The organism is Aeromicrobium sp. PE09-221, assembly GCF_002174305.1.
Lineage (GTDB): Bacteria > Actinomycetota > Actinomycetes > Propionibacteriales > Nocardioidaceae > Aeromicrobium.
Genome location: NZ_MIJB01000005.1, coordinates 75,672 through 98,110 on the forward strand (window position 1 = coordinate 75,672; position 22,439 = coordinate 98,110).

At 68.9% G+C, this 22,439-nt stretch carries 22 protein-coding genes; 11 read left to right on the top strand and 11 right to left on the bottom strand.

What is annotated here, in order from left to right:
- The first annotated feature begins 32 nt into the window (after nt 1-32).
- Nucleotides 33-587, top strand: coding sequence for a Uma2 family endonuclease (locus BHE97_RS02985; RefSeq protein WP_087622602.1), 555 nt, complete (start codon nt 33-35; stop codon nt 585-587).
- Nucleotides 588-594: 7 nt separating this feature from the next.
- Here the strand turns inward: BHE97_RS02985 and BHE97_RS02990 are convergent, their stop codons facing one another.
- Complete coding sequence (locus tag BHE97_RS02990; protein WP_087622536.1) at nt 595-2,685, bottom strand: DEAD/DEAH box helicase; 2,091 nt, start codon at nt 2,683-2,685, stop codon at nt 595-597.
- A gap of 98 nt (nt 2,686-2,783) precedes the next feature.
- On the opposite strand from BHE97_RS02990, the gene BHE97_RS02995 reads away from it, so the two are divergent.
- A complete protein-coding gene (locus tag BHE97_RS02995; RefSeq protein ID WP_170931227.1) occupies nt 2,784-4,466 on the top strand; it encodes a GAF domain-containing SpoIIE family protein phosphatase in 1,683 nt (560 codons plus the stop codon).
- 91 nt (nt 4,467-4,557) lie between these two features.
- Here BHE97_RS02995 and BHE97_RS03000 read toward each other — a convergent pair whose 3' ends face one another.
- The gene (locus BHE97_RS03000; protein WP_201791281.1) at nt 4,558-6,777 is read right to left on the bottom strand and encodes an MMPL family transporter; all 2,220 of its coding nucleotides are present in this window, start codon (nt 6,775-6,777) and stop codon (nt 4,558-4,560) included.
- Nucleotides 6,778-6,987: 210 nt separating this feature from the next.
- Here BHE97_RS03000 and BHE97_RS03005 point away from each other — a divergent pair, with 210 nt between their 5' ends.
- Entirely contained in the window at nt 6,988-7,599 is a 612-nt protein-coding gene (locus tag BHE97_RS03005; protein ID WP_087622538.1) for a TetR/AcrR family transcriptional regulator, read from the top strand.
- Between the two features lie 84 nt (nt 7,600-7,683).
- On the opposite strand, the gene BHE97_RS03010 is transcribed toward BHE97_RS03005, so the two are convergent.
- Together BHE97_RS03010 and erm are read right to left on the bottom strand one after the other, a co-directional pair.
- A complete protein-coding gene (locus BHE97_RS03010) occupies nt 7,684-8,640 on the bottom strand; it encodes a helix-turn-helix domain-containing protein (RefSeq protein WP_087622539.1) in 957 nt (318 codons plus the stop codon).
- Nucleotides 8,641-9,028: 388 nt separating this feature from the next.
- Nucleotides 9,029-9,775, bottom strand: a complete 747-nt coding sequence (gene erm, locus BHE97_RS03020) for a 23S ribosomal RNA methyltransferase Erm (RefSeq protein WP_087622541.1) — start codon at nt 9,773-9,775, stop codon at nt 9,029-9,031.
- A 171-nt stretch (nt 9,776-9,946) separates the two neighbouring features.
- Between erm and BHE97_RS03025 the strand changes: the two genes are divergently transcribed.
- Nucleotides 9,947-10,393 (top strand): acetyltransferase, encoded by a 447-nt coding sequence (locus BHE97_RS03025; RefSeq protein WP_201791282.1) that lies wholly within the window; start codon nt 9,947-9,949, stop codon nt 10,391-10,393.
- Between the two features lie 134 nt (nt 10,394-10,527).
- Here BHE97_RS03025 and BHE97_RS03030 read toward each other — a convergent pair whose 3' ends face one another.
- Nucleotides 10,528-10,860, bottom strand: a complete 333-nt coding sequence (locus tag BHE97_RS03030; protein ID WP_087622543.1) for a hypothetical protein — start codon at nt 10,858-10,860, stop codon at nt 10,528-10,530.
- Nucleotides 10,861-11,000: 140 nt separating this feature from the next.
- Here BHE97_RS03030 and BHE97_RS03035 point away from each other — a divergent pair, with 140 nt between their 5' ends.
- Nucleotides 11,001-12,023 carry a TerC family protein gene (locus BHE97_RS03035; protein ID WP_087622603.1) on the top strand — a complete coding sequence of 341 codons (1,023 nt, stop codon included), beginning with the start codon at nt 11,001-11,003 and terminating at the stop codon, nt 12,021-12,023.
- A gap of 165 nt (nt 12,024-12,188) precedes the next feature.
- Here the strand turns inward: BHE97_RS03035 and BHE97_RS03040 are convergent, their stop codons facing one another.
- From BHE97_RS03040 to nhaA, 3 genes are read right to left on the bottom strand one after another with little or no spacing between them, the layout of a single operon-like run.
- Nucleotides 12,189-12,461 carry a type II toxin-antitoxin system RelE/ParE family toxin gene (locus BHE97_RS03040; protein ID WP_087622544.1) on the bottom strand — a complete coding sequence of 91 codons (273 nt, stop codon included), beginning with the start codon at nt 12,459-12,461 and terminating at the stop codon, nt 12,189-12,191.
- A complete protein-coding gene (locus tag BHE97_RS03045) occupies nt 12,458-12,724 on the bottom strand; it encodes a type II toxin-antitoxin system Phd/YefM family antitoxin (RefSeq protein ID WP_087622545.1) in 267 nt (88 codons plus the stop codon). The genes BHE97_RS03040 and BHE97_RS03045 overlap by 4 nt, the downstream gene beginning before the upstream one ends.
- A 43-nt stretch (nt 12,725-12,767) precedes the next feature.
- A complete protein-coding gene (gene nhaA / locus BHE97_RS03050) occupies nt 12,768-14,606 on the bottom strand; it encodes a Na+/H+ antiporter NhaA (RefSeq protein ID WP_087622546.1) in 1,839 nt (612 codons plus the stop codon).
- A 139-nt stretch (nt 14,607-14,745) separates the two neighbouring features.
- On the opposite strand from nhaA, the gene BHE97_RS03055 reads away from it, so the two are divergent.
- From BHE97_RS03055 to BHE97_RS03065, 3 genes are read left to right on the top strand one after another with little or no spacing between them, the layout of a single operon-like run.
- Entirely contained in the window at nt 14,746-15,564 is an 819-nt protein-coding gene (locus BHE97_RS03055; RefSeq protein WP_087622547.1) for an alpha/beta hydrolase, read from the top strand.
- A 9-nt stretch (nt 15,565-15,573) separates the two neighbouring features.
- Nucleotides 15,574-16,251, top strand: a complete 678-nt coding sequence (locus BHE97_RS03060) for an MOSC N-terminal beta barrel domain-containing protein (protein ID WP_087622548.1) — start codon at nt 15,574-15,576, stop codon at nt 16,249-16,251.
- 22 nt (nt 16,252-16,273) lie between these two features.
- Nucleotides 16,274-17,647: an FAD-linked oxidase C-terminal domain-containing protein gene (locus tag BHE97_RS03065; RefSeq protein WP_087622549.1), complete on the top strand. Its 1,374-nt coding sequence runs from the start codon at nt 16,274-16,276 to the stop codon at nt 17,645-17,647.
- A gap of 62 nt (nt 17,648-17,709) precedes the next feature.
- Here BHE97_RS03065 and BHE97_RS03070 read toward each other — a convergent pair whose 3' ends face one another.
- Both BHE97_RS03070 and BHE97_RS03075 read right to left on the bottom strand, forming a co-directional pair.
- Nucleotides 17,710-18,288 (bottom strand): TetR family transcriptional regulator C-terminal domain-containing protein, encoded by a 579-nt coding sequence (locus BHE97_RS03070; protein WP_087622550.1) that lies wholly within the window; start codon nt 18,286-18,288, stop codon nt 17,710-17,712.
- A 1-nt stretch (nt 18,289) separates the two neighbouring features.
- Nucleotides 18,290-19,945, bottom strand: coding sequence for an ATP-binding cassette domain-containing protein (locus BHE97_RS03075; RefSeq protein ID WP_087622551.1), 1,656 nt, complete (start codon nt 19,943-19,945; stop codon nt 18,290-18,292).
- 156 nt (nt 19,946-20,101) lie between these two features.
- Between BHE97_RS03075 and BHE97_RS20950 the strand changes: the two genes are divergently transcribed.
- From BHE97_RS20950 to BHE97_RS03085, 3 genes are read left to right on the top strand one after another with little or no spacing between them, the layout of a single operon-like run.
- Nucleotides 20,102-20,770: a solute carrier family 23 protein gene (locus BHE97_RS20950; RefSeq protein ID WP_201791285.1), complete on the top strand. Its 669-nt coding sequence runs from the start codon at nt 20,102-20,104 to the stop codon at nt 20,768-20,770.
- On the top strand, nt 20,676-21,470 hold the full coding sequence (locus BHE97_RS20955; RefSeq protein ID WP_201791286.1) for a solute carrier family 23 protein: 795 nt from the start codon (nt 20,676-20,678) through the stop codon (nt 21,468-21,470). Before BHE97_RS20950 ends, BHE97_RS20955 begins: the two co-directional genes overlap by 95 nt.
- Nucleotides 21,471-21,475: 5 nt before the next feature.
- The gene (locus tag BHE97_RS03085) at nt 21,476-21,793 is read left to right on the top strand and encodes a hypothetical protein (protein WP_087622552.1); all 318 of its coding nucleotides are present in this window, start codon (nt 21,476-21,478) and stop codon (nt 21,791-21,793) included.
- A 6-nt stretch (nt 21,794-21,799) separates the two neighbouring features.
- Here the strand turns inward: BHE97_RS03085 and BHE97_RS03090 are convergent, their stop codons facing one another.
- Nucleotides 21,800-22,375, bottom strand: coding sequence for a hypothetical protein (locus BHE97_RS03090; protein ID WP_140399940.1), 576 nt, complete (start codon nt 22,373-22,375; stop codon nt 21,800-21,802).
- Between the last annotated feature and the right edge of the window lie 64 nt (nt 22,376-22,439).

A 22,439-nucleotide genomic window follows, 5' to 3' on the forward strand; every position in this document is an offset into this window, starting at 1 on the left:
CTATGACGAAGGAGCGATCTATGCTGAGTGCCATGGCGACCATCGAGGCGCATGGGCTGCCGCACGGCAGGTCCCTGACCCGCGACGATCTGGACGCGATGCCCGATGATGGGCATCGCTACGAGCTCGTCGACGGGGTGCTCGTCGTGAGCCCCGCACCACGGCGCAATCACCAGCGCGCGGCAGCACAGCTGTTCCGCGCTTTGGATCGCGTGGTGCCCGAGCAGTGGGAGCTGTTCTTCGCGCCATTCGACGTGGTCCTCGCGGGAGACACCGTGCTCCAGCCCGATCTTCTGGTCGCCGACCGCGACGCTTTCACCGAACGCGATCTTCCAGGCCCACCGTTACTGACCGTCGAGGTGCTCTCGCCGTCGACGCGCAGTTTCGATCTGCTGCTGAAGAAGGATCGTCTCGAGCGGGCGGGGTGCGCCCACTACTGGGTGGTCGATCCCGACGAGCCGTCGATCCTGGCCTGGTCCCTCACTGATGGCGTCTATCGCGAGGTGGCACGTGCGGCCGGGACCGATTCCTTCGTGGTCACGGCTCCCCTCGCCGTCACGATCGTCCCCGCCGACCTCGTCCGCTGACGAGCCATCAGCCCACCGAGGCCAGCGCGAAGGGCAACACGGACGGGGCGCCGACGGCGCGCAGTGCCCGGGCGGCGACGGTAAAGGTCCAGCGGCTGTCGACGAGATCGTCCACCAGCAGGATCGGACCGGGCGCACCGGACACCGCTCCAGCCAGCTCGGTGCCCACCGAGAACCGCCCCCAGACCGAGGCCAGCCGGAACGCGCTGTTGCCGCCAGGACCGACCACCGGCACCGCCGGGTCGACCTCGAGCGCACCGAGCAATGGGAGCCGACCCCGCTCGGCGATGAGCTGGGCCGTGGACGCGACCAGCTGCGGCCGGGTGACCGAGGGCATCGCGACGACGCCGACCGGGCGCTGCTGCCACGGCCAGTCGCGCAGGGTGGCGATGACCCCCTCGGCCAGTCGTTCGTCCATCGGGGCATCGGAGGCCCCGGCGGCGAACACCTCGCGCAACACGCCACCCCAGCCGAGATCCGTGAGGCGGGCGATGGCCCGGCCAGGCTCGTGCCGTTCCTCGACCGCGATCCGCCCACGGACGTCGATCCCCCGGCGATCGGCGCCGGTGGGCCACTGGCCCCGGGGATCGATGGGCACGCCCACCCGCCGCAGCTGGCAGGCCGCCTGCTCGGCCGCGCCGCCAGGCACCTCCGTGGGATACCAGGCACCCGCACACACATCGCAGCGACCGCACGGTTTCGCGGTGGGGTCGTCGAGGTCCTGCTGCAGGATCTCCATCCGGCACCGCTCACCCCGCTCGTAGGCCAGCATGGACTGCTGCTCGACCACCCGCGCCTGCTCGATCCGTGCGTAACGCTCGGAGTCGTACTCCCACGTGGCGCCGGTGGCGACCCACCCTCCGCGGACCCGCCGCACCGCACCATCGACGTCGAGCACCTTCAGCAGAAGCTCGAGCTGAGTACGCCGGATATCGACGAGTGCCTCGAGGGCGGGGGTCGACAACGGCTCGGGCCCGAGTTCGCCCAGCACCGCGCCGACCCGCTCAGGATTGGGCATCGAGACAGTGGCGAAGTACCGCCAGATGTCCGGATCCTCCGGGCCCGGGAGCAGCAGGACATCGGCGTGCTCGGTCGCGCGGCCCGCGCGGCCGACCTGCTGGTAGTAGGCGACGGGTGACGACGGCGCACCCACATGCACGACGAAACCGAGATCGGGCTTGTCGAAGCCCATGCCCAGGGCGCTGGTGGCCACGAGCGCCTTGACCTCATTGGCCTTGAGCGCGCCCTCGAGGCGCTCACGTTCGTCGGGATCGGTGCGCCCCGTGTACGCCGCGACCTCATGACCGGCCTCAGCCAGCAGCCGAGCGGTGTCCTCCGCCGCGGAGACGGTGAGGGCGTAGACGATGCCGCTGCCCGGCAGCTCGCCCAGATGCGCGACGAGCCAGGCGAGCCGATCCCGGGCGCTCGGCAGCTGCAGGCAGCCCAAGCGCAGCGAGTCGCGGGCGAGCGATCCGCGCAGCGTCAGGACCCTTTCGCCGAGCTGGTCCGCGACATCGGCGACCACACGCGCATTGGCCGTGGCCGTGGTGGCGAGCACCGGCACATCACGTTGCAGATCGGCGAGGAGCGTGGCGATGCGTCGATAGTCCGGCCGGAAGTCGTGACCCCAGTCGGAGATGCAGTGCGCCTCGTCGATCACCAGAAGCCCCATCCGCGCGAGGAGATCGGGCAGCTGCTGCTCGCGGAACTCCGGATTGTTGAGCCGCTCGGGGGATACGAGCAGGACGTCGACGTCATCGGCGGCCAGACGGGCGTTGATGGACTCCCACTCATCGACCGTCGCCGAGTTGATCGCGGCCGCGCGCACCCCGGCACGTTCGGCCGCAGCGACCTGATCGCGCATCAGGGCCAGCAAGGGCGATACGAGCAGGGTGGGGCCCGCACCGCGTTCACGCAGCAGCGCTGTGGCCACGAAGTACACCGCGGACTTGCCCCATCCGGTGCGCTGGACCACGAGAGCGCGACGGCGGTCGTCGACCAGCGCACTGACCGCCTCGAACTGACCCTCGTGGAAGACCGCATCGTCTCGCCCGGTCAGCCGGCGCAACAGCTCGAGGGATCGCTCGTGGGTGCTCATGCCCCGATCGTGTCAGGTCGCGCCGACAGGGTGGCCGGATGTCCACAGGCTCCCTTCCCCGAGGGCATTCTCCGGTGCGTCGTCCTACCCTGAGAGACATGGAGGCGGCCCAGCACACGGAGACGAGCGCCGATGCCGTGTACGACCGCTACTCGCGACTGGTCCAGGATCTCCTCGGCGTCCCGGTTGCCCTGGTGACCAAGGTGGCCGACGACCATCAGCGGTTCATCGGCGCCGTCGGCCTCCCCGAGCCCTGGCAGACCGACCGCACCACCCCGCTCTCGCATTCCTTCTGCCAGTACGTGCGCTCCGAGGACGCGCCGCTCGTCGTCAGCGACGCCAGGGAGGTGGAGACACTCCGCGACAATCTCGCGATCGGGGATCTGGGCGTCGTCGCTTACGCCGGCGTGCCGCTGCGCGACGCCGGGGGCAGCACGATCGGGGCGCTCTGCGCCATCGACACCGAGCCCCGCGCCTGGGAGGATCGCGAGCTCGCGGTCCTCCACGACATCTCCCTCGCCTGCACAGCGCACCTGCGATCGTCAGCCGCCGCGACCGAGGCCACCGCCGCCCGCCAACGGGCCGAGCGTGAGCGCCGCCGTACCGCCGCACTGCTGCAGATGGCCGAGGCCTTCGTGGCGACGACCACGATCCGCGAGGTGCTCGAGGCCGCCGGCCGGCTCGGCGAGCTGGTGGGTGCGGGAGCGGTCAGCATCGGCGTGCCCGACTCAGCAGGCGCCCTGGTCTGGCACGCGAAGGACGGCGGACAGACCACGACCAGTGCCGAGCACTGGAACGGTCTCCGGCGCGCGATGCCCGCGACCCCGATCTTCACGACCTCCCCCGAGGCACTCGGACCCGAGCTCTTCGAGCTGCTGCCCGCCGAGGTGACTGCGAACGCCACGGGGGCCGCGACGGTGCTGCCACTGCGCGTCGAGAGTCGCACCATCGGGCTGGCGGCGATCGTCTGGTCGGACACCGTCGCCGTCCCCGCGGCCGATCAGCTCACCCTGACCGCGCTCGCCCGCTACACCTCCGTCGCACTCGACCGTGCCCAACTGCTGGAGGCGCGCCAGGACGCCGCCCATCACCTCCAACGGTCCATGCTCACCGAGGTCCCCGAGATCCCGGGGCTGCCGATCCGCGCGGTCTATCGGACCGCTCACGTCGCCGACGAGGTGGGCGGCGACTGGTACGACGTGCTGGAACTCGTGGACGGACGGGTGGCCGTCGCGGTGGGCGATGTCGCCGGACACGACATCGAGGCCGCGTCGGCGATGGGGCAGCTGCGCTTCGCCCTCCGCACGCTGCTGTGGAGTCGCCGGGACGAGCCGGCCGCCCTCCTGTCGGCGCTGGACGATCTCAACTCGAGCATCGGACCGGATGCGCTCACGACCGTGGTGCTGGCCATCCTCGGCGAACCGGAGTCAGACGGCAGCCGCACGCTGACCTGGAGCAATGCCGGCCATCTTCCGCCGATCCTCCAGCGCTCAGGACAGCCGGCCGTCCTGATGGAGGCATCCCCCGATCTGATGCTGGGCGTCTCACCCGGCGGGTCGCGCTCCGATCATCTGACCCGCCTCGAGCCGGGGGACATCTTCGTGCTCTATACCGATGGGCTGGTCGAACAACGCGATGCCGATGTGGCCGAGCGACTCTCCGATCTCACCCGTGCCCTCGATGAGCACGACCCGCTCCGGCCCGATGAGATCGCTCGTGCCCTGACCGACGGCCGCGACCGTGGCGACGATGTCGTCCTCCTCACCCTCCGTGTCAACTGACGCACCCGTAGAGGTCGGAACCCGTTGAGTGTGACGTTTGGACGGTGATTTCCCCGATTCTGCCGTCCAAACGTCCCACTCAACGTGACCTCTAGGCCTTCGCGGCGGGCTTCTCTCCCAGGGACTCGAGCAGCTTCTCCCCCTCGACATCGAGATCGGGGAGCAGGCGGTCGAGCCAGCGCGGCAGGCGCCAGGCGCGATCGCCGAACATCGCCATCAGCGCCGGGACGAGCGTCATGCGCACGAGGAAGGCGTCGATCGCGATCGCCACAGCGAGCGCGAATCCAATCTGCTTGATCATCGGATCGCCGTTGAAGATGAAACCGGCGAACACCGACACCATGATGATTGCCGCGGCCACCACGACCCGGCTGGAGTGGGAGAAGCCGTCGATGACGGAATCACGTCCGCGGTGACCGTGAACCCACGATTCGCGCATCGAGGAGACCAGGAAGACCTGGTAGTCCATCGCGAGGCCGTAGGCGATGCCGGTCACGAGGATCGGCAGCATCGCCATGACCGGGCCGGTCGAGTCCAGGCCGAAAAGCTGGTTCACCCAGCCCCACTGGAAGACCGCCGTCGTCAAGCCGAGGGTCGCCAGGATCGAAAGCAGGAAACCCGCGGTCGCCTTCAACGGCACCAGCAACGAGCGGAACACCAGGGTGAGCACGATGAGCGACAGCACGAGGACGATCGCCAGATAGACCGGCATGACATCGCCCATCTTCTCGGCGATGTCGATGCCCATAGCCGTCTGTCCGGTGATGCCGAGCGTGACGCCGAAGTCCTGCTCGTAGCCGGCCGAGGCATCGCGCAGGTCGTGGACAAGCGTGTCGGTCTCCGGATCGGTCGGCCCACTCGTGGGGACCACCGACATGATGACGGTGCGGCCGTCCTCGCTCATACCCGCGACCTCGGCGGAGGCGACGTCGTCGTTGCCGGAGATGTCCTCGACGACTGCCCCGACCGCGGTCGGATCGACGGGGTTCTGATCCGCCGATGCCACCACGACGAGCAGCGGACCGTTGGACCCCTCGCCGAAGGCGCGGCTGGTGGCCTCGTAGCTCTCGCGCTGGACCGACCCCTCGTTGTAGTTCTCGCCCGACGGCAGACCCATGCGCATGTCGAGGGCGGGGATGGCGGCGACGGCCGCGATCGCCACGACGCCGATCGCGACGACGAAGCGGTTCTTGGTCACGAAGTCGGCCCAGCCCCGGGCGATGCCGTGGTCGTCGCCGTCGACGACCTTGCGCGCGTAGCTCTCACGGGCCTTCTGGCTGACGATCCGCTCCCCGACGAGACCGAGCAGAGCGGGCAGCAGGGTCAGCGCGACGAGCACCGCGATCGCGACGGTGGCCGCGGCGATGATCGCCATGCTGCTCAACAGGCTGATGCCGATCACGAGGAGCGCGAGCAGGGCGATGACCACGGTGGTCCCAGCGAAGAACACCGCGCTGCCGGCCGTTCCCACAGCGCGTCCGGCCGCTTCGTGTGCGGAGAGGTCTTGGCGCATGACCAGCCGACGCTGCCGGTTGACGATGAAGAGCGCGTAGTCGATGCCGACGGCGAGGCCCAGCATGAGGCCGAGGACGAGGGACATCGAGTTGAGCTGATAGAAGTGCGCGAGGGCGTAAGCACCGCCCACGCCGGTGCCCACGCCGACGAGGGCCGTCAGGAGCGGGAGGCCGGCGGCGACGAGCGATCCGAGGGTGAGGATCAGCACCACGGCCGCGACCACGAGGCCGACGACCTCGCCGACGCCCACGACCTCGGGCAGTTCCTGCAGCGATCCACCCGGCAGGACGTTGATGCCAGCATCCTCGGTGGGCTGCTCGGCGGCGTGCAGGACGTCCTCGATGGTGCCCTGCGGCAGGTCGAAGGTCTGCTGGGTGAACTGGAACTGCAGCATCGCGACGCTGCCATCGGCGGAGACGACCATGCCCGGCACCGGTTGCGCCTGCGCGCCTTCACCCACGACGAGCGGCAACGGCTGCTCGAGCTCGATGCCTGAGGCACGCGCCGCGAGCGCCTCCTGGACGGCCGCGACCTGTTCGGCGGCCTGGGCCTGCGCGGCCTCCGGGTCGGCGCTGGCGGCCAGCTCGGCGGGATTGACGACCTCGTCGTTCTCGTACACATCGGCCGCGGCCTGGCCCAGTGCGGCGGCAGCCTGCGGGTCGTCGTAGAACGTCGTGTCGTCGGGAGCCTCGAAGACGATGGCCCCTTGTCCACCGGCAGCCTCGGGAAGGTCGGCGGAGAGCTGATCGATGACATCCTGAGCCGGGACGTCGTTGATCGTGAACTCCGAGCTCATGCGCGGCGTGTTCAGCGCGAGGGAACCACACGATGACGGCAAGCAGGATCACCCACGCGCCGATGAATCGGAACGGATGGGCGAAGGCCGACTTACCGAGCCGGTACAGCAGCGTGGACACGCGTGCGCTCTCCTCAGAACGAAGTGATAGGCAACTCTCATATCGTAGAATGGGGTCCCAACCAGGACACGTGTCAGCGCAGGAGAGTCATGTCACAGCGCCGCGACAGCCGTCGCAATGCCGAGCGCATCGTGCAGGCACTGCGCGATCTGTGGACCGACGAGGGCTCGCCCTCGATGCAACAGGTGGCTCAGCGCGCCGGCGTGGGCATCGCGACGCTCTATCGCCATTTCCCGAATCGGGGCTCGCTGGAGAAGGCAGCCTTTCAGTCGCTCTTCGCCGAGGAGATCGCGCCGATCGTCGATCGTGCGGCCGCAGCGGACGAGCTGGACCTGCTCACGGTGGCCGAGGAGTTCGTGACGGCGATCGGCCGCTATGCACCCCTGCTCAGCGTGATCGAGGTCTCCGTGGTGACCGACGAGGCGCTGGACACCTTGGCCGAGTCCTTCCTCGGGCTCCTGCACGATGGACAGGACTCGGGGGTGTTGCGCGCCGATCTCGAACCGGTCAACCTCTTCTGGGTCCTGCGGATGCTGGTGCTCGGACTGACCTCGGAGCTGTCGTCACCCTCGGTGCGCCGGCGCTATCTGGCGCTGGTGATGCCGTCCGTGATGCCCGGGGGTCCGCCGATACCGGCCCTCGCGGCCGAGGACTACGACCGCATGGGGGTGGCACCCGAACACCGCGGCCCTCGCAGGTGACCTGCTTCCTCGCGGCCGGGTTGGCCGCTCCTCGCCCGTTCCGGCGCGGCGGAGGTACCCATGCAACTCCATCCGGCGCTTGGGTCAGGCCGTGTCGAGGCAGGTGAACTGACGGCGATAGGCAGCCGGGCTCGTGCCGCGCAGCGCACCGAAGTGATACCGCAGGGTGGCCGCAGCGCCGAACCCGCACCGGCTGGCGATCTCCTCGATGGACAGCCGGGTCTGCTCCAGCAGTTGCTCGGCGCGAGCCACCCGCTCGGCGGTCAGCCACTGCAGCGGTGTCGTACCGGTCTCGTCTCGGAAGCGCCGAGCGAAGGTCCGCTCCGACATGGTGGCGACCCGCGCCAGGTCGCCGACTGTGAGCGGTTCGTGGAGTCGATCGCGGGCCCACTGCAGCACATCGCCGAGCGACTCGCAGTCCTCGGCGCGCACCGGCGTCGGCACGAACTGCGCCTGCCCTCCCCCGCGATGGGGAGGCATGACGATCCGGCGGGCAGCGGTAGCGGCGGTCGCGGCGCCGAAGGCCTTGCGCATCAGATGCAGATTGGCATCGATCCCGGCCGCCGAGCCGGCCCCGGTGAGAATCGGGCCGTCCTCCACGTAGAGCACGGAGACATCGACCTCGGTGTCCGGGAAGCGCGCCGCCATCTCCTCGCCGTAGCGCCAGTGGGTCGTAGCACGGCGATGGTCGAGGAGTCCGGCATAGCCGAGCATGAAGGCCGCCGTGCAGGACGCGACGATGGTGGCACCGTGGTCATGCGCTGCCCGCAGGGCCTCACTGATCGCGGGTTGCTCGACACGGAAATCCCGGCTCGCGGCGACGGCGACGAGATCGGCGGTCGCGACTCGCTCGAGATCGTGCTCGACATACAGATCGAAGCCGGCCGAGCCGCTCACCCGCCCCGGCCGCGGCGTGCACATCGCGACGTCGAAGACCGGATTGTCGTCCTCGGGGTGGAAAGGCTCGGCCCAGATCTCGGTGATGACGCCGAGGCCGAAGGGCTCCACGCCCTCCGGCACGACCACGGCGACCGAGCGCATCGCACCTCCTGGCGGGATCTTGACGAATGATGTCCTTCCAGCCACTCGTGGCTGGAATTGAATGGTAGCACGATATCAGCCATGGCGCTGCTCATCATCGTTTTCGCTCTCCTCGCCGGGCTGTCCTTGGTCGCCCTGGCACGCGATCTCCGCCGCGACGGCTACGGTGTCCGACCCCCACCGTCCTCACGTGACACGTCTCGCGGAGACGCCGCGGCCGCGCCGACCGAGGTGGGACGACGTGCTCGCAGGCCGTGGTCACCGAGGTGACCGACGGCGCCCCGAGACTGTCTCGCTCGATCGTCGGGCTCAAGCATCGAGCGGTGGGACACGCACCTCTCGCGGCACGGGAGAGGTGCGTAACTCACCACCCCCCCCCGGGCGGGCGTCAGGTGCGGCGCGCAAAGAGACCGGCCCACTGCTCCGGGCTCAGGTCGCGAGGCAGGTCGCGTGGCCCGACCCCCAGTTCACGGAGTAGTCGGTCGGGACACGGTGCCCCGGCCGACCGGAGCATCGCGGCGAGTCCGCGCCCACGCGCCGTGAAGACGGTCTTGACGAAGCGCTCGTAGTCGCGGCGACGGTCGGCCGGCAGCAGTGGGTCGGCTCGACGGCGGATCGTGAGAATGCCGCCGTCGACGCTCGGCCGCGGCCGGAAGGCCTCCGCGGGCACACGCCGGTCGAGCCGCACCGTGAACCACGGGTCGGTCTGCGCGGTCAGCATCGTCCGGCCGCCGACCCCGGCCCGCTTGCGCGCTACTTCCCACTGCAGCAGCAGCACCGCATCGGTCCATCCGGATGAGGACAGCAGCCGCCGGAGGATCGGCGTGGTCAGGTGGAAGGGGAGATTGCCCACGACGACCGGGCGGTCGAGACGGACCCGCAGCGCATCCAGGTGCATCACCTGGGCGCCCGGCGCGGAACGCTTCGTCGCCTGGACGCAACGCGGGTCGATGTCGATGGCGAGCAGCGGCCGCCCAAGCTCCGCGAGCGGCCGGGTCAGCGCGCCACGGCCGCAGCCGATCTCCAGGACGGGTCCGGAGGTCTGGTCGACGAGGTGGAGGATGCGGCCGATGGTGCCGCGGTCATGCAGGAAGTTCTGGCCGAGCTCATGTCGGCCACCAGAAGGGGATCGCACGAAGTGCTCCAGTGTGAAGAGGGAATGACGAGTACTGGAGGTACGGCGCGACGAGGTTCAGCGAGGACGCGCCGTCAGGCGCTGCGCTCGCGAACGAGGCTCAGCCGCCCGTAGGCGGCCTTGGTTATCGATCCCATGCGGGCCAGTCTAGTACAGAGAGATGATGGAGCGGTGTACCCCGTCCTCAGACCTTTACGCAGTGCCGACGAGCCGTCGGTGGTCGAGATCTGGCGGCGTGCCGTGGAGGCGACCCACGAGTTCCTCTCTCCCGAGGACATCGACTTCTACGAGGGGCATATCCGCGACACCTATCTCCCGGCCCTCGACGTGACCGTCGCGGAGCTGAGCGGGCGCATCGTGGGCTTTCTCGGATTGCAGGAGCATCGGGTCGAGATGCTCTTCGTGGACCCCGAGGCGCACAATCTGGGCATCGGTACTCGCCTGCTCGCCCACGCCGCCGCCCGGCACGCCAGGCTCGATCTGGACGTCAACGAGCAGAACCCGTCGGCCCTGGACTTCTACCGATCCCGAGGCTTCGTCGAGACCGGACGGTCACCGACCGACGGCGAGGGACGTCCTTTTCCACTGATCCATCTCAGCGGGCCCTATCCGCGCTGAGTCACCCGCTTTGGTGGGTCAGCGTCCTTTCGCAAGGGCAGAATGGACGCCTCAGCACCGCCCGCCCGCGAGAGACGGACGCTCACTCACCGGCCCCGGCATGCGGGTCGTGAGTTGGACACGACCGCGCTGAGTCACTCGCCCAGCAGCGACAACGCGGTCCACGCGTGTCCGAGGCGATCGGCGAGACCGAGACGGTCGGCGAGCTCGACCGGATCTCGCGGATCCTCGTAGAGACTCGCGAAGAGATCGAGAGCCTCCCCGACGCGGAGCTTCGGCTGCAGCCCGGCCTGTTGAAGCTGCACCCCGATATCGCATGGCGCGGCGGCGCGGTCGCAGGGCGGGTCGACCCCCAGGACCTCGACGGTCCCCGCGTCGGCTGGCGCCAGTCCGGCGATCCGCCAGAGCCGTATCAACCGATCGGTCAACCCACCGGAGTGGGCGATCCGTGGTCCGGCATGGTTCACTAGTGCTCCAGGAGGGGAGTATCCCCACTCACGTCCGACTCGTCATCACGTGCGACACCGATGTCGTCCCGGGTCGGCGGCCGGTTTCCCACCCGGCGGGAGAGACCTCCGGTGATTCGACACGCACCGAAGGATTCTCTGTGGACGTCTCTCTGCTGACCTGGATCGTCACGATCGCCGCGATCGCCGGCTTCTTCGTCTTCGACTTCTTTGCGCACGTGCGCACCCCACATGCCCCAACCCTCAAGGAATCCGGCTTCTGGTCGGCCTTCTATGTCGGCATCGCGGTGATCTTCGGCTTCCTGGTCATGTGGGTCTGGGGCGGCACCTACGGTGGTGAGTACTTCGCCGGCTATGTCACGGAGAAAGCGCTCAGCGTCGACAATCTCTTCGTCTTCGTCATCATCATGGCGAGCTTCTCGGTGCCCCGGGAGTATCAGCAGAAGGTGCTGCTGATCGGCATCGCGATGGCGCTGGTGATGCGCGGCGCCTTCATCGCCCTGGGCGCCGCGGCGATCAATGCCTACGCCTGGGTCTTCTATCTGTTCGGCGCGTTCCTGATCTACACGGCCATCAAGCTCATCATCGATCACGTCAGGGATGATGACGATGAGGCCGGCGAGAGCCGGATCACGCGACTCGTCAAGCGCATCCTGCCGACCACCGACGAGTACCACGGCGACCGCCTCACCGTCCGCATCAATGGCAAGCGAATGGTCACGCCGATGCTGCTGACGCTGGTAGCGATCGGCTTCGCCGACCTGGTCTTCGCGGTCGACTCCATCCCAGCGATCTACGGCCTGACCCAGGAAGCGTATCTGGTGTTCACCGCCAACGCCTTCGCCCTGCTCGGCCTGCGTCAGCTGTTCTTCCTCATCGGCGGACTGCTCGACCGGCTCGTCTACCTCTCCTACGGATTGTCGCTCATCCTCGCCTTCATCGGCGTGAAGCTCGTGCTGCACGCTCTGCACGAGAACACGCTGGGCTTCATCAACGACGGCGAGCATGTCGAGGTGCCCGAGGTCTCCACGGGGACGTCGCTCATCGTCATCATCGGCATCCTCGTCATCACGACGGTCGCCAGCCTCCTCAAGACCGGCGGCAAGGCCCAGCCGTTGCCCACGGTCGAGGAGGCCCAGAAAGATCCCACTCACGAGGACTGAGCGCCGCGTGCCGCTCACGGCGGTGGTTGACGGTGCACCGCGATCTGGCGGCACGCGATGGCGGTGTGCCATCGACCATCCCGAGCGCCTCGATCGTTGACCAGTCACCGAATACCGGCGGCGCCCCATCGCGGTGAGCGATCACCCACGGGGGCTCCCCGCACGTCAGCGACGTTGATAGATGTCGCGACGATGGCCGACCGCGACGACCAGGACCCGCAGCACGCCATCGTCGATCTCGTAGACGACACGGAAATCACCGGTGCGGACGCGCCACTCACCCGAGCCGCCCGCGAGCTTCTTGGCGCCCGGCGGACGCGGTTCGGACACCAGCAGTTCCACGGCCGCCTGCACCCTACGCCGGGCCGGCGGATCGAGCTTGCGGAGCTGGCGCGCCGCAGCCGGACTCACCTCGATGCGATAGCCCGCGGAGGTCATGTGAGACCGAGATCGGCCTTGACCTGTTCCCATGGAACCGGTGCCTCACCGGTCTCCGCCATCTCGGCCCGGGCGGCAGCCGCCGCCCGGATATCGGCCAGGTCCTCTGCCGCTTCGACCAGCCGCTCGAGCTCCTCGGCATCCATGACCGCGGCGACCCGACGCCCGCGGCGAGTCAGGAAGACCGGTTCGCGCCCGATGCGGGCCTCCTCGACGACATCGGCCAGACGCGCCCGGGCCTCGCTGATGGTCATCTCACTCATAGCGCCATCATAGCCGAAGAAGCTGAAATGTACATTTCAGCGCTCATAGCCGGCCGCGCAGGGAACGGTCGGCAGCGCGCTGTTGTTCGAGGACGGCGATGAGGGTGCGCGCATCGTGCGAACCCCGGTGCCGCACGCCGTTGAGAAAGAAGGTCGGCGTGCCCGTCGCCCCGCTGGCATATGCGCTGACCTCATCGGTCCGGACCCGGTCGCGGACCTGCGCATCGACGCAGTCCCGCGCGAACTGGTCGAGGTCGAGACCGAGCTGGTCGGCGTATCGCAGCAGGTCGTCACCCTCCAGATGGGCCTGGGAGCTGAACAGCAGGGAGTACATCTCCCAGAACTTGCCCTGGCGCCCGGCCGCCTCGGCGGCGATGGCCGCGTCGAGGGCGCGCGGGTGGACATCCTCGAGGGGCAGGTGGCGCACGGCGAAGCAGAGATCATCGCCGAAGTGCGCCCGCAGGTCGTCACCCATGCCGGTGCTGCGCGCGCAGAAGGGGCATTCGAAGTCGAAGTACTCGACCACGACGACCGGCGCATGGGGATCGCCGTGGATGTGGTCGCGCCCGGGATCCAGGGGCGGCTCGAGCAACACCGGCAGGTCGGCGCTCTCCTCGCCCAGGTGGTTCCGCGCGACCCAGAATACGACCCAGCCGACCGCCCAGGAGAGTCCCATCGCGATCAGCACGCCGATCACGGCGAACCTCGCGGTCTCACCCTCGAAAGCCAGCGACACGATCAGCAGCGACATCGTGAAGCCGATACCCGAGAGGGCCGCCCCTCCCGCGACGCTGCCGGGTCCGACCCCGTCCGGGAGCGTGCCGAGCCGCAGCCGGACGGCGGCCCACGCCCCGAGCGAGATGCCGAGGGTCTTGCCGACCACGAGGCCGGCGACGATGCCCCAGGTCACCGGGGAGCGTAGTGCCTCGCCGAGGACACCGCCGCGCAGGTCCACGCCGGCATTGGCGAGGGCGAAGATCGGCACGATCACGAGGGCGACCGGTGAGGCGATGACGGTGTGCAGCCGCTCGTTGACCGAGATGGAGCGTGCCAGGCCCGCTTGAGCCACCCGCGCCACCCGCGCTTGCGGCGACTGCCAGTAGTCGCGGAAGAGGTACTTGGCGCGGATGACGTCCTCGCGCTCCGGTGCCGCCGCGGGGACGAGCAGACCGGCAGCCATGCCGGCGAGCGAGGGATGGATGCCTGAGAGCAGGGTGGCCGCCCACAGCACGACGATCACGACGACATAGGGGCTGCTGCGCCACTGCCGCGACCTGCCGAGCAGCCACAGCAGACCGAGGCATCCGAAGGCGATGAGGAGCGGCGTGACGGAGAGGTCATCGGTGTAGAAGATGCCGATGACCGACACGGCGAGGAAGTCGTCGACGACCGTGAGCGCGAGGAGGAAGACCCGCAGCTGGCTCGACATCGCGGGCCCGACGAGTGCGAGAGCCCCGAGCAGGAAGGCGGTGTCGGTGCCGACGACCGCACCCCAGCCCTGGGCCGCCTCGCGTCCGGCGATCGCCAGGTAGAGCAATGCCGGCAGCACCACGCCGCACAGCCCCGCGACAAGGGGCACGACGGCACGACGGCGGTCACGCAGCGACCCGACCGCGAACTCCTGGCGCACCTCCAGGCCGATGAGGAAGAAGAAGACCACCATGAGGCCGTCGTTGACCCAGTGATGCAGGTCCATATCGATGATGAAGTCACCGATCTCGACCATGATCGGGATCTCCAGCAGATGCTCGTAGCTGCCGGAGAACGGGGAATTGGCCCACACCAGGGCGAACAGCGCGACGCCGACGAGCAGCAGGGCGCTCCCGGACTCGGTCTTCAGCCGTTCGATGACCCGTTGGACCGCCGCGTCGACCGCGCTCATACCGCTCACCCCTCGGACAACTCCGCCGAGCGTCAACTTACTCCCGCCGGACGTGCGCGACGAGTGTGATGCTTGCGTCCCACGATCCCGCTCGGAGAGGATCGCCACGGCAGCCACGCCGATTCACCGGGAGGGCCGGATGCAGCACACGACCGCACGCGACATGACCTTCGAGGTGGAGCAAGGAGGTGACGGGCCACCGGTCGTACTCCTGCACGGCTTTCCCGAGACGGCGGCCACCTGGCGCGCTGTCGCGGGAATGCTGCAAGAAGCGGGCTACCACACCTACGCGCCGAACCAGCGCGGCTACTCGCCGGGCGCACGCCCCGAAGCGGTCGAGGCCTACGCCATGGACACGCTCGCCGACGATGTCCTCGCGCTCGCCGACGCCTGGGGCCTGGACCGCTTCCACGTCGTCGGTCACGACTGGGGAGCGGCGGTGGCGTGGAAGCTCACCGCCTTGCATCCGGAACGGGTGGAGACCCTGACCGCGGTGTCGGTGCCCCATCTGGCCGCCTACGGCTGGGCCTTGGCGAATGACGCCGATCAGCAACGCCGTGCGTCCTATATCGGGTTGTTCCGCGACGGCCAGCGCGCCGAGGGGCTACTACTGGAGGACGACGCGCGACGGCTCATCGCGATGTTCGAGGGCCGTGTCCCGGACGACCTGGTCGAGGAGCACGTCTCAACGCTCCGCGAGCCGGGAGCACTGACCGCCGCGCTCAACTGGTACCGGGCCATGGGTCCGGAGACCGACCTGCCCGCGGTCCGTGTGCCGACCACCTACGTCTGGAGCACAGCCGACCAGGCTCTGGGTCGGGCCGGCGCGGAACGCTGCGGCGACCACGTCAACGCGGACTACCGCTTCGTCGAACTCGAGGGAGTCTCCCACTGGATACCCGAGGAGGCCCCCGGCGAGCTCGCCGAGATCATCGTCGCGCGGGCCTCGGGACAATGATGTTCCCGGGTGGCGGCGCTGCGCCGCTATCCGGTCAAGGCCATGGGCGGAGAGTCGTTGCGGAAAGTCGACCTCGACGATCGCGGACTGGTCGGCGACCGCTGGTTCGCGGTCACCGACGACGACGGGCGATTCGCGGCGCTGAAGAACACCCGACGCTTCAAGCGACGCGATCGCGTCGTCGACTACCGCGCGAGCACCACCGCGGACACTGTGGTGGTGGCGTGCGCCGAGGATCGCTGGAGGGTCGGTGATCCCGCACTCGACGAACACCTGAGCACGCGACTCGGCACCCGAGTGCGGGTGACGGCGGAGGACACCGCGCCCCATCAGGACGGCGGAGCCGTATCGCTCATCGGATCGGCGACATTGCAGTGGTGTGCCGAGCGCTGGGGGCCCGCCGGGGATGCCCGCCGGCTGCGCGCCAATATCGTCGTCGAGACCAGTGTCCCCTTCGAGGAGGAGGACTGGGTAGGCTCGACCGTGCGCATCGGGACAGCGGCACTGCACATCGTGGAACGGGTACGGCGCTGCCGAGTGATCGATGTAGCCCAGGACGGCGTCGTCCCCCAGGCGTCCTGGCTGAAGGAGCTCGGGCGGGAACGCGACCTGCTCCTGGCCGTCTACGCCGATGTGACCGGGCGGGGAGTCATCGCCCTGGGCGATCCCCCGCGGCCGGGGCGATGATCCGAGCGACGAGGATCGGGGGATGGACATGTCCAGCACTGGCGTGATCGAGGAACTGGCGCGGGAGCTTCCGGCGGGCACCGTCGTGACCGACACCGAGATCCTCACGTCCTATGCACGCGACCGTGAGTTGTGGGCACCGTCGGCCACACCGCTGGCGGTGGTGCGGCCGAGGAGCACCGAACAGATCGGGGCCGTGATGCGGTGGGCGAGCCGCCACACGATCCCCGTCGTCCCGAGGGGCGCCGGCTCCGGTCTGGCCGGGGCGGCGAACGGGATCGACGGCGGGATCGTGTTGTCGCTCGAGGCGATGGACCAGGTGCTCGCTGTCGACCCCGTGGACCGTTACGCGGTCGTCCAGCCGGGTGTGATCACCGCCGACCTCAAACACCTCGCCATGACCCACGGACTGCGGTATCCGCCCGATCCGGGGTCGGCCGAGTTCTGCACGATCGGCGGCAATGTCGCGACGAATGCGGGCGGATTGTGCTGCCTGAAGTACGGCGTCACCCGCGATTCCGTCATCGGGCTGGAAGTGGTCCTCGCCGATGGACGGGTCCTGCGTCTCGGCGGTCGCACCGTGAAGGACGTGGCGGGGCTCGACCTCCTCGGCCTCTTCGTAGGGAGTGAAGGGATGCTGGGGGTCGTCACCGAGGTGACCGTGCGCCTACGTCCCGCCCCACGCGAGATCGCGACGCTGGTCGCGACCTTCGACGAGCTCTCAGGGGCCGGGCGTGCGGTGGCAGGAGTCCTGACCGAAGGTCGTCCGAGCATGTGCGAGCTGATGGACGCGCCCACCGTGCGTGCCGTGGAGGCGTATCGGCCCAGCGGCCTGGACACGGAGGCGGCGGCGCTCCTGCTGGTGCAGACCGATGACGGCGATGCCGAGGCGATCGAGCGCTGCGCGCGGGCCTGCGAGGAGGCCGGCGCCCGATTCGTGATGACGACACGGGACGATGCCGAGACCGAGCTTCTGACGATGGCACGACGGACAGCCCTGGATGCCCTCGAGGCCGGTGGGCAGTGGCTGCTGGACGATGTGTGCGTCCCGCTCTCGTCGGTGCCGGATCTCGTCGCGGGGTGTCAGGAGATCGGGGCGCGTCACGCGGTGACGGTGGCGTGCTTCGGTCATATCGGCGACGGCAACATGCATCCCACCGTGGTCTTCGACCACGGTGACACCGCTGCCGAGTCACGCGCGCGGCATGCGGCAGAGGAGATCGCTCGGCTCGGCCTGCGGCTCGGAGGCACGGTGACCGGGGAGCACGGGGTCGGCCTCGCCAAGCGCGATCTGATGGCCGAGCAGGTCGGTGCGGTCCATCTGGGGGTCCAGCGAGCGATCAAACACGCCCTCGACCCGGCGGGGATCCTCAACCCCGGCAAGTCCCTCGGCTGAGCCAACCCGTCGCGCCGGCGTCGTTCGTCAGCGACGACGTGGCGTTGACCAGCTACCGCTGCCTAGTGGTCAAGGGTCGCGAGGTGGTGGCGAAGGGCGACCCGGACCCCCTCGGCGTCCAACTCACCGTGTGGGGTGATCACATCGAGCGTCAGGCCGCCGACCAGGGCACTGAGCCGCGTCGCCTCAGCCTCATGTCCACCCACGCCCGCCGACGCGAGAGCGGCCGCCAGTGCCTCGTGCAGATCACGTCCCATCCGGGCGGTCGCCGCGGCGAGGATCGGCCGGGTGCGGGAGGCGACGATGAACTCGACCAGCACCACCGCCTCGGCGGCCCGCTCCTCGTCGACCGGCAGCACCTCCTCGACGAACAGCGCCAACCGCTCGGGCCAGTCAGCGCCGATGTCGTCGAGCCGATGTCGCTCCAGCCGCTCCCCCATCCGGCGGCCGATCTCCTCAGCCGTGGCACTCAGCAGATCCTCGCTGCCCTCGAAGTAGTGCCGCACGGAACCGACATTGAGACCCGCCTCGTCGGCCACCCGCCGCAAGGACAAGGCTGCGGCCCCGTCGCGAGCCACGAGGCGCAGGGCAGCGGTGACCACGTCCGCACGTCTGCGGGCCGCATCCAATCGAGCCGGCATCTCAAGCCGCCCAAACGGGCTCGTCGGCCTCGCGGACGACGCCCGCGTCGTCGATCACGAGGTAGCGGTCGAATTCCCGGGCGAACCAGCGGTCGTGCGTGACAGCGAGCACGGTGCCGTCGAAGGCCCGCAGCGCCTGCTGGAGCGCCTCGGCCGACAGCAGGTCGAGATTGTCGGTCGGCTCGTCGAGCAGCAGGAGGGTCGCGCCCCCCAGTTCCAGCAGCAGGATCTGGAAGCGAGCCTTCTGCCCGCCGGACAACGAGGTGAAGTCTTGCTCGGCGGAGCTGGCCAGTTCGTAGCGATCGAGAGCTCGCGAGGCGGTCTCTCGGTCCATGCCGTCGCGGTGCTCGTCCCCCCGATGGAGGATCTCGATCAGTGTTCGGCCGTCCAGGTCGGGGCGGCCCTGGGTCTGCGCGAACCAGCCGGGCCGCACCCGAGCCCCGAGGCGGGCGACGCCCGTGCAGTCGACCGACTCGATCGGCAGGTCGCCGACGGGCCGGTGTTGCACATCGGGCTCGGTGCCGCCGGCCGCAAGCAACCTCAGCAGATGGGACTTGCCCGTGCCATTGGGTCCGAGCACCGCGAGACGGTCGCCGTACCAGACCTCCAGGTCGAAGGGGTCGGTCAAGCCCATCAGCTCCAGATGCTCGCAGACGATCGCGCGCTTCCCGGTGCGGCCGCCCCGCAGTCGCATGTCGATGCGCTGCTCCCGCGGCCGCTCCTGCGGCGGGCCGGCCTGCTCGAAGCGGGCGAGCCGGGTTCGGGCGGCGCGGTAGCGCGAGGTCATGTCGGAGTTGTATGCGGCCTTCTGCTTGTACATCTGGACCAGCGCCTTGAGCTTCGCGTGCTCGTCATCCCAACGGCGCCGCAGTTCGTCGAGACGCTCGAAGCGTCGTTCGCGGGCCTCGTGATAGGTCGCGAATCCGCCCGGATGGGTCCATGTCGTGTTGCCTGCGGCCCCCAGCTCGAGCGTGACGATGCTGTCGGCGGAACGCGCCAGCAGCTCACGGTCGTGGCTCACGAACAGCACGCTCTTGGGCGTGGCGCGCAGCTGCTCTTCCAACCAGTGCTTGCCCGCGACATCCAGGTAGTTGTCGGGCTCGTCGAGCAACAGCACCTCATGGGGACCGCGCAGCAGAGCCTCCAACACGAGGCGCTTCTGCTCACCGCCGGACAGCGTACGCACATCACGCTCCCGGCAGGTCTCGAAGGACTCGCCCAGTGCCGCGACCGTACAGGTGTCCCACAGCACCTCGGCCGCATAGCCCCCGGAATCGCCCCAGGCCGCGAGTGCCGAGGCGTACGACAGCTGAGCCGACTCGGTGGCGAGCTCAGTCATCCGTCGCTCGGCGGTGGAGAGCCGCTCGGCCGCCTCCCGCACAGAACGGGGGGCCACCGAGAGCAATACGTCCGCGATCGTCGCGGCGGACTCATCGATGAACTGCCACATGATCCCGAGGCCGCCGGTCACCTGTACCGCACCGCCCGAAGCGTTGAGCGTTCCGGCGATGATGCGCAGCAACGACGTCTTCCCCACGCCATTGGCTCCGATCAGGGCGACCGTGGAGCCCTCCGCGACACGGAAGGAGACATCGTCGAGCAGGACGCGTCCGTCCGGGAGCGCCAGTGAGCAGGCGGAGACGTCGAGGTGGCCCATGACCCCTGTTTATCACAGTCGGGATAAATGTCGGCGTGTGGCCGCATTGGTGAGGTGTCACAGCCAGGCGCCGCGCGAACTGTGCAGATCTGGGGTAGTGAGACCGATGTCACACAGGAAGGATCGAGGGGATACCCCTCGACCCGGAAGGGCCCCGTGAGTACCAACAACTCCATCCACGCGCGTTACGACATCGATGAGATGCCTCCCTGGGGCGAGGCGACACTCCTCGGCGTCCAGCACGTGCTCGTCATGATGGCCAGCAATGTCACCCTGCCGATCGTGCTCGCGACCGCGATCGGTGCGACCACCGGCGAGACCGCCTTCCTCGTGCAGGTGGCGTTGCTGGTCGCCGGTCTCACCACCTTCCTGCAGACCGTCGGCTTCGGGCCGGTCGGCTCTCGGCTCCCGATCGTGCAGGGCACCAGCTTCGGCTTCCTGGCCGTCTCGATCCCCCTCGCCCAGGACTACGGCATCGCCGCGGTCTTCGGCGGAGCCATCTTCGCCGGTGCCGTGCAGGTCGCCCTCGGCTTCAGCCTCAGGTGGCTGCAGGTGCTCTTCCCGCCGCTCGTCAGCGGCATCGTCGTGCTGGTGATCGGCATCGGCCTGCTGCCGACCGGCATGGCGCTGTTCGCCGGCGGCAACGGTGCCGCGGACTTCGGTTCCTTCGCCAACCTGGGCCTGGCGTCGCTGGTGCTGGTCATCATGCTCGTGCTCTACCGCTTCGGTAATGGGCTCGTCGGAGCCTCGGCCGTGCTCATCAGCCTGGTCATCGGCTATCTGGTCGCCATCCCGGGGCAAGGTCGACTTCGCCGAGATCAATGACGCCCAGTGGTTCGCCATTCCCACGCCGCTCGAATTCGGGCTGGACTTCCCGGTGGCGGCGCTGATCGCCATGGGCGCGATGGCGATCGCGACCTCGGTGGAGACCATCGGCGACCTGTCCGCGGTCACCAAGAGCGGCGCGGGCCGCGAGGTCACCAAGAAGGAGATGTCCGGCGGCGTGATCGCCGATGGCGTCTCCACCGCCTTCGCCTCGCTGTTCAGCGCCCTGCCCAACACGACCTTCGGTCAGAATGTCGGCCTCGTCGCCTTCACCGGTGTGATGAGCCGCCACGTCGTGTCGATCGGCGCTGCCTTCCTGGTCTTCCTCGGGCTCTTCCCGAAGTTGGCGACCCTCATCGCGCTGATGCCGTCCTCGGTGATCGGCGGCGCGGCGGTGGTCATGTTCGGCATGATGCTCGGCGCGGGTATCAAGCTGATCGCCGAGAACCCGCTGGACCGCCACGACATGCTCGTCATCGCCGTGTCGATCGGCGTCGGCCAGGGCTTCGCGGCCGTGCCGGACTCGATGGCGCTGATGCCCGAGAACATCAAGGTGCTTCTCGAGACCGGCATCGTCCCGGCGGCGATCCTGGCGGTGGTCATGAACCTCACCCGGCCGAAGCCGGACGAGGGCATGCCCCTCGACATCGACGTACCCCTCCCGGACTCGGCCCCCGAGGAACGGCGCGACCGGCGCTGACCCGCATGTCAGGGGACTTCGCCCCTCCCCCCGACGTCGGGGATGTCGCCGGTCTCCCGCACACCGAGATCGACGCCCTCTTCCACGGCCCGCCGTGGACTCCTCGCGAGGAGTTCGTCGGCGATGTCGAGCCATCCCTGCACACCTTCTTCACCGACCAGGAGCACATCGTGCGGTGGTCGATCAAGACCCGCAACACCTACCGTGAGGGGGTTCCCGCCCTGGCATCGAGCCATCCACATCTCGTGATCGTCCGGCTGCGCTCGGCTGCGGAGGTTGAGCGATGGCTCGCCGGTCCGTTGTGCGACAGCGTGACGGGGTGAGGCGGCTCAGGCGTCCAGATCGTCGTCGCTCCAGAGGGACGCTGCGCCATGGCCGAGGAGGAGCTTGGGGTAGTACGCCCACGCGAACCACGGGGCGGCCGTGGATCCGCCGAGCACACGGTCCAGCAAGATACCGCCCGCGGTGAGTCCGTAGCCCAATGATCGGCGGTACCGAGGACGCGAGGCGATCACCTGGGTCGCCGCGATGAGGTAGCCGTAGCGGGCCGCGGCCTTCGCCACGCCACGTACCCGGCCCTCGTGGTGTCGGTCGAGCCAGGCGATCAGCGCCGGATGGGCATGGAGCGCGACGAAGCGCAGGCGATCGGCATCCTCGGTGCCGTCACCGTGGTAACGCCGGGCACATGCGCGGGTGTTGTTGACGTACGCTCCGCCCCAGAGATCGGCGGCGAGTCCCGACGCGATGACGGCATCGGGCACGCTGCCGCCACGGCGGCGCGCGATGACGGGGGCGATCGCGGCTCCGACGGCAGCGACTCCCGCGGTAATCCGCTCATTGGTCGGGGTGGCCTCGGGCCCGATGAAATCGGCCCACGTCTGTCGCACTCTTTCCTGCCACGTCATGTCGTCATCGTCGCAGGATCCACGCTTCATCACAGCCCGAACGGCCGAGACCATTGTGATCGTG

Coding starts and splice junctions, on each gene's coding strand:
- BHE97_RS03005 (WP_087622538.1), top strand. CDS start 6,988: ATGTCACAGCGCCGCGACAGCCGTCGCAATGCCGAGCGCATCGTGCAG.
- BHE97_RS03075 (WP_087622551.1), bottom strand. CDS start 19,945: ATGGGCCACCTCGACGTCTCCGCCTGCTCACTGGCGCTCCCGGACGGA.
- BHE97_RS03090 (WP_140399940.1), bottom strand. CDS start 22,375: ATGACGTGGCAGGAAAGAGTGCGACAGACGTGGGCCGATTTCATCGGG.
- BHE97_RS03040 (WP_087622544.1), bottom strand. CDS start 12,461: ATGACCTCCGCGGGCTATCGCATCGAGGTGAGTCCGGCTGCGGCGCGC.
- BHE97_RS03070 (WP_087622550.1), bottom strand. CDS start 18,288: ATGCCGGCTCGATTGGATGCGGCCCGCAGACGTGCGGACGTGGTCACC.
- BHE97_RS03010 (WP_087622539.1), bottom strand. CDS start 8,640: ATGCGCTCGGTCGCCGTGGTCGTGCCGGAGGGCGTGGAGCCCTTCGGC.
- BHE97_RS20955 (WP_201791286.1), top strand. CDS start 20,676: ATGGGCTCGTCGGAGCCTCGGCCGTGCTCATCAGCCTGGTCATCGGCT.
- BHE97_RS02995 (WP_170931227.1), top strand. CDS start 2,784: ATGGAGGCGGCCCAGCACACGGAGACGAGCGCCGATGCCGTGTACGAC.
- BHE97_RS02990 (WP_087622536.1), bottom strand. CDS start 2,685: ATGAGCACCCACGAGCGATCCCTCGAGCTGTTGCGCCGGCTGACCGGG.
- nhaA (WP_087622546.1), bottom strand. CDS start 14,606: ATGAGCGCGGTCGACGCGGCGGTCCAACGGGTCATCGAACGGCTGAAG.
- BHE97_RS03055 (WP_087622547.1), top strand. CDS start 14,746: ATGCAGCACACGACCGCACGCGACATGACCTTCGAGGTGGAGCAAGGA.
- BHE97_RS02985 (WP_087622602.1), top strand. CDS start 33: ATGGCGACCATCGAGGCGCATGGGCTGCCGCACGGCAGGTCCCTGACC.
- BHE97_RS03000 (WP_201791281.1), bottom strand. CDS start 6,777: ATGAGCTCGGAGTTCACGATCAACGACGTCCCGGCTCAGGATGTCATC.
- BHE97_RS03085 (WP_087622552.1), top strand. CDS start 21,476: ATGTCAGGGGACTTCGCCCCTCCCCCCGACGTCGGGGATGTCGCCGGT.
- BHE97_RS03065 (WP_087622549.1), top strand. CDS start 16,274: ATGGACATGTCCAGCACTGGCGTGATCGAGGAACTGGCGCGGGAGCTT.
- BHE97_RS03045 (WP_087622545.1), bottom strand. CDS start 12,724: ATGAGTGAGATGACCATCAGCGAGGCCCGGGCGCGTCTGGCCGATGTC.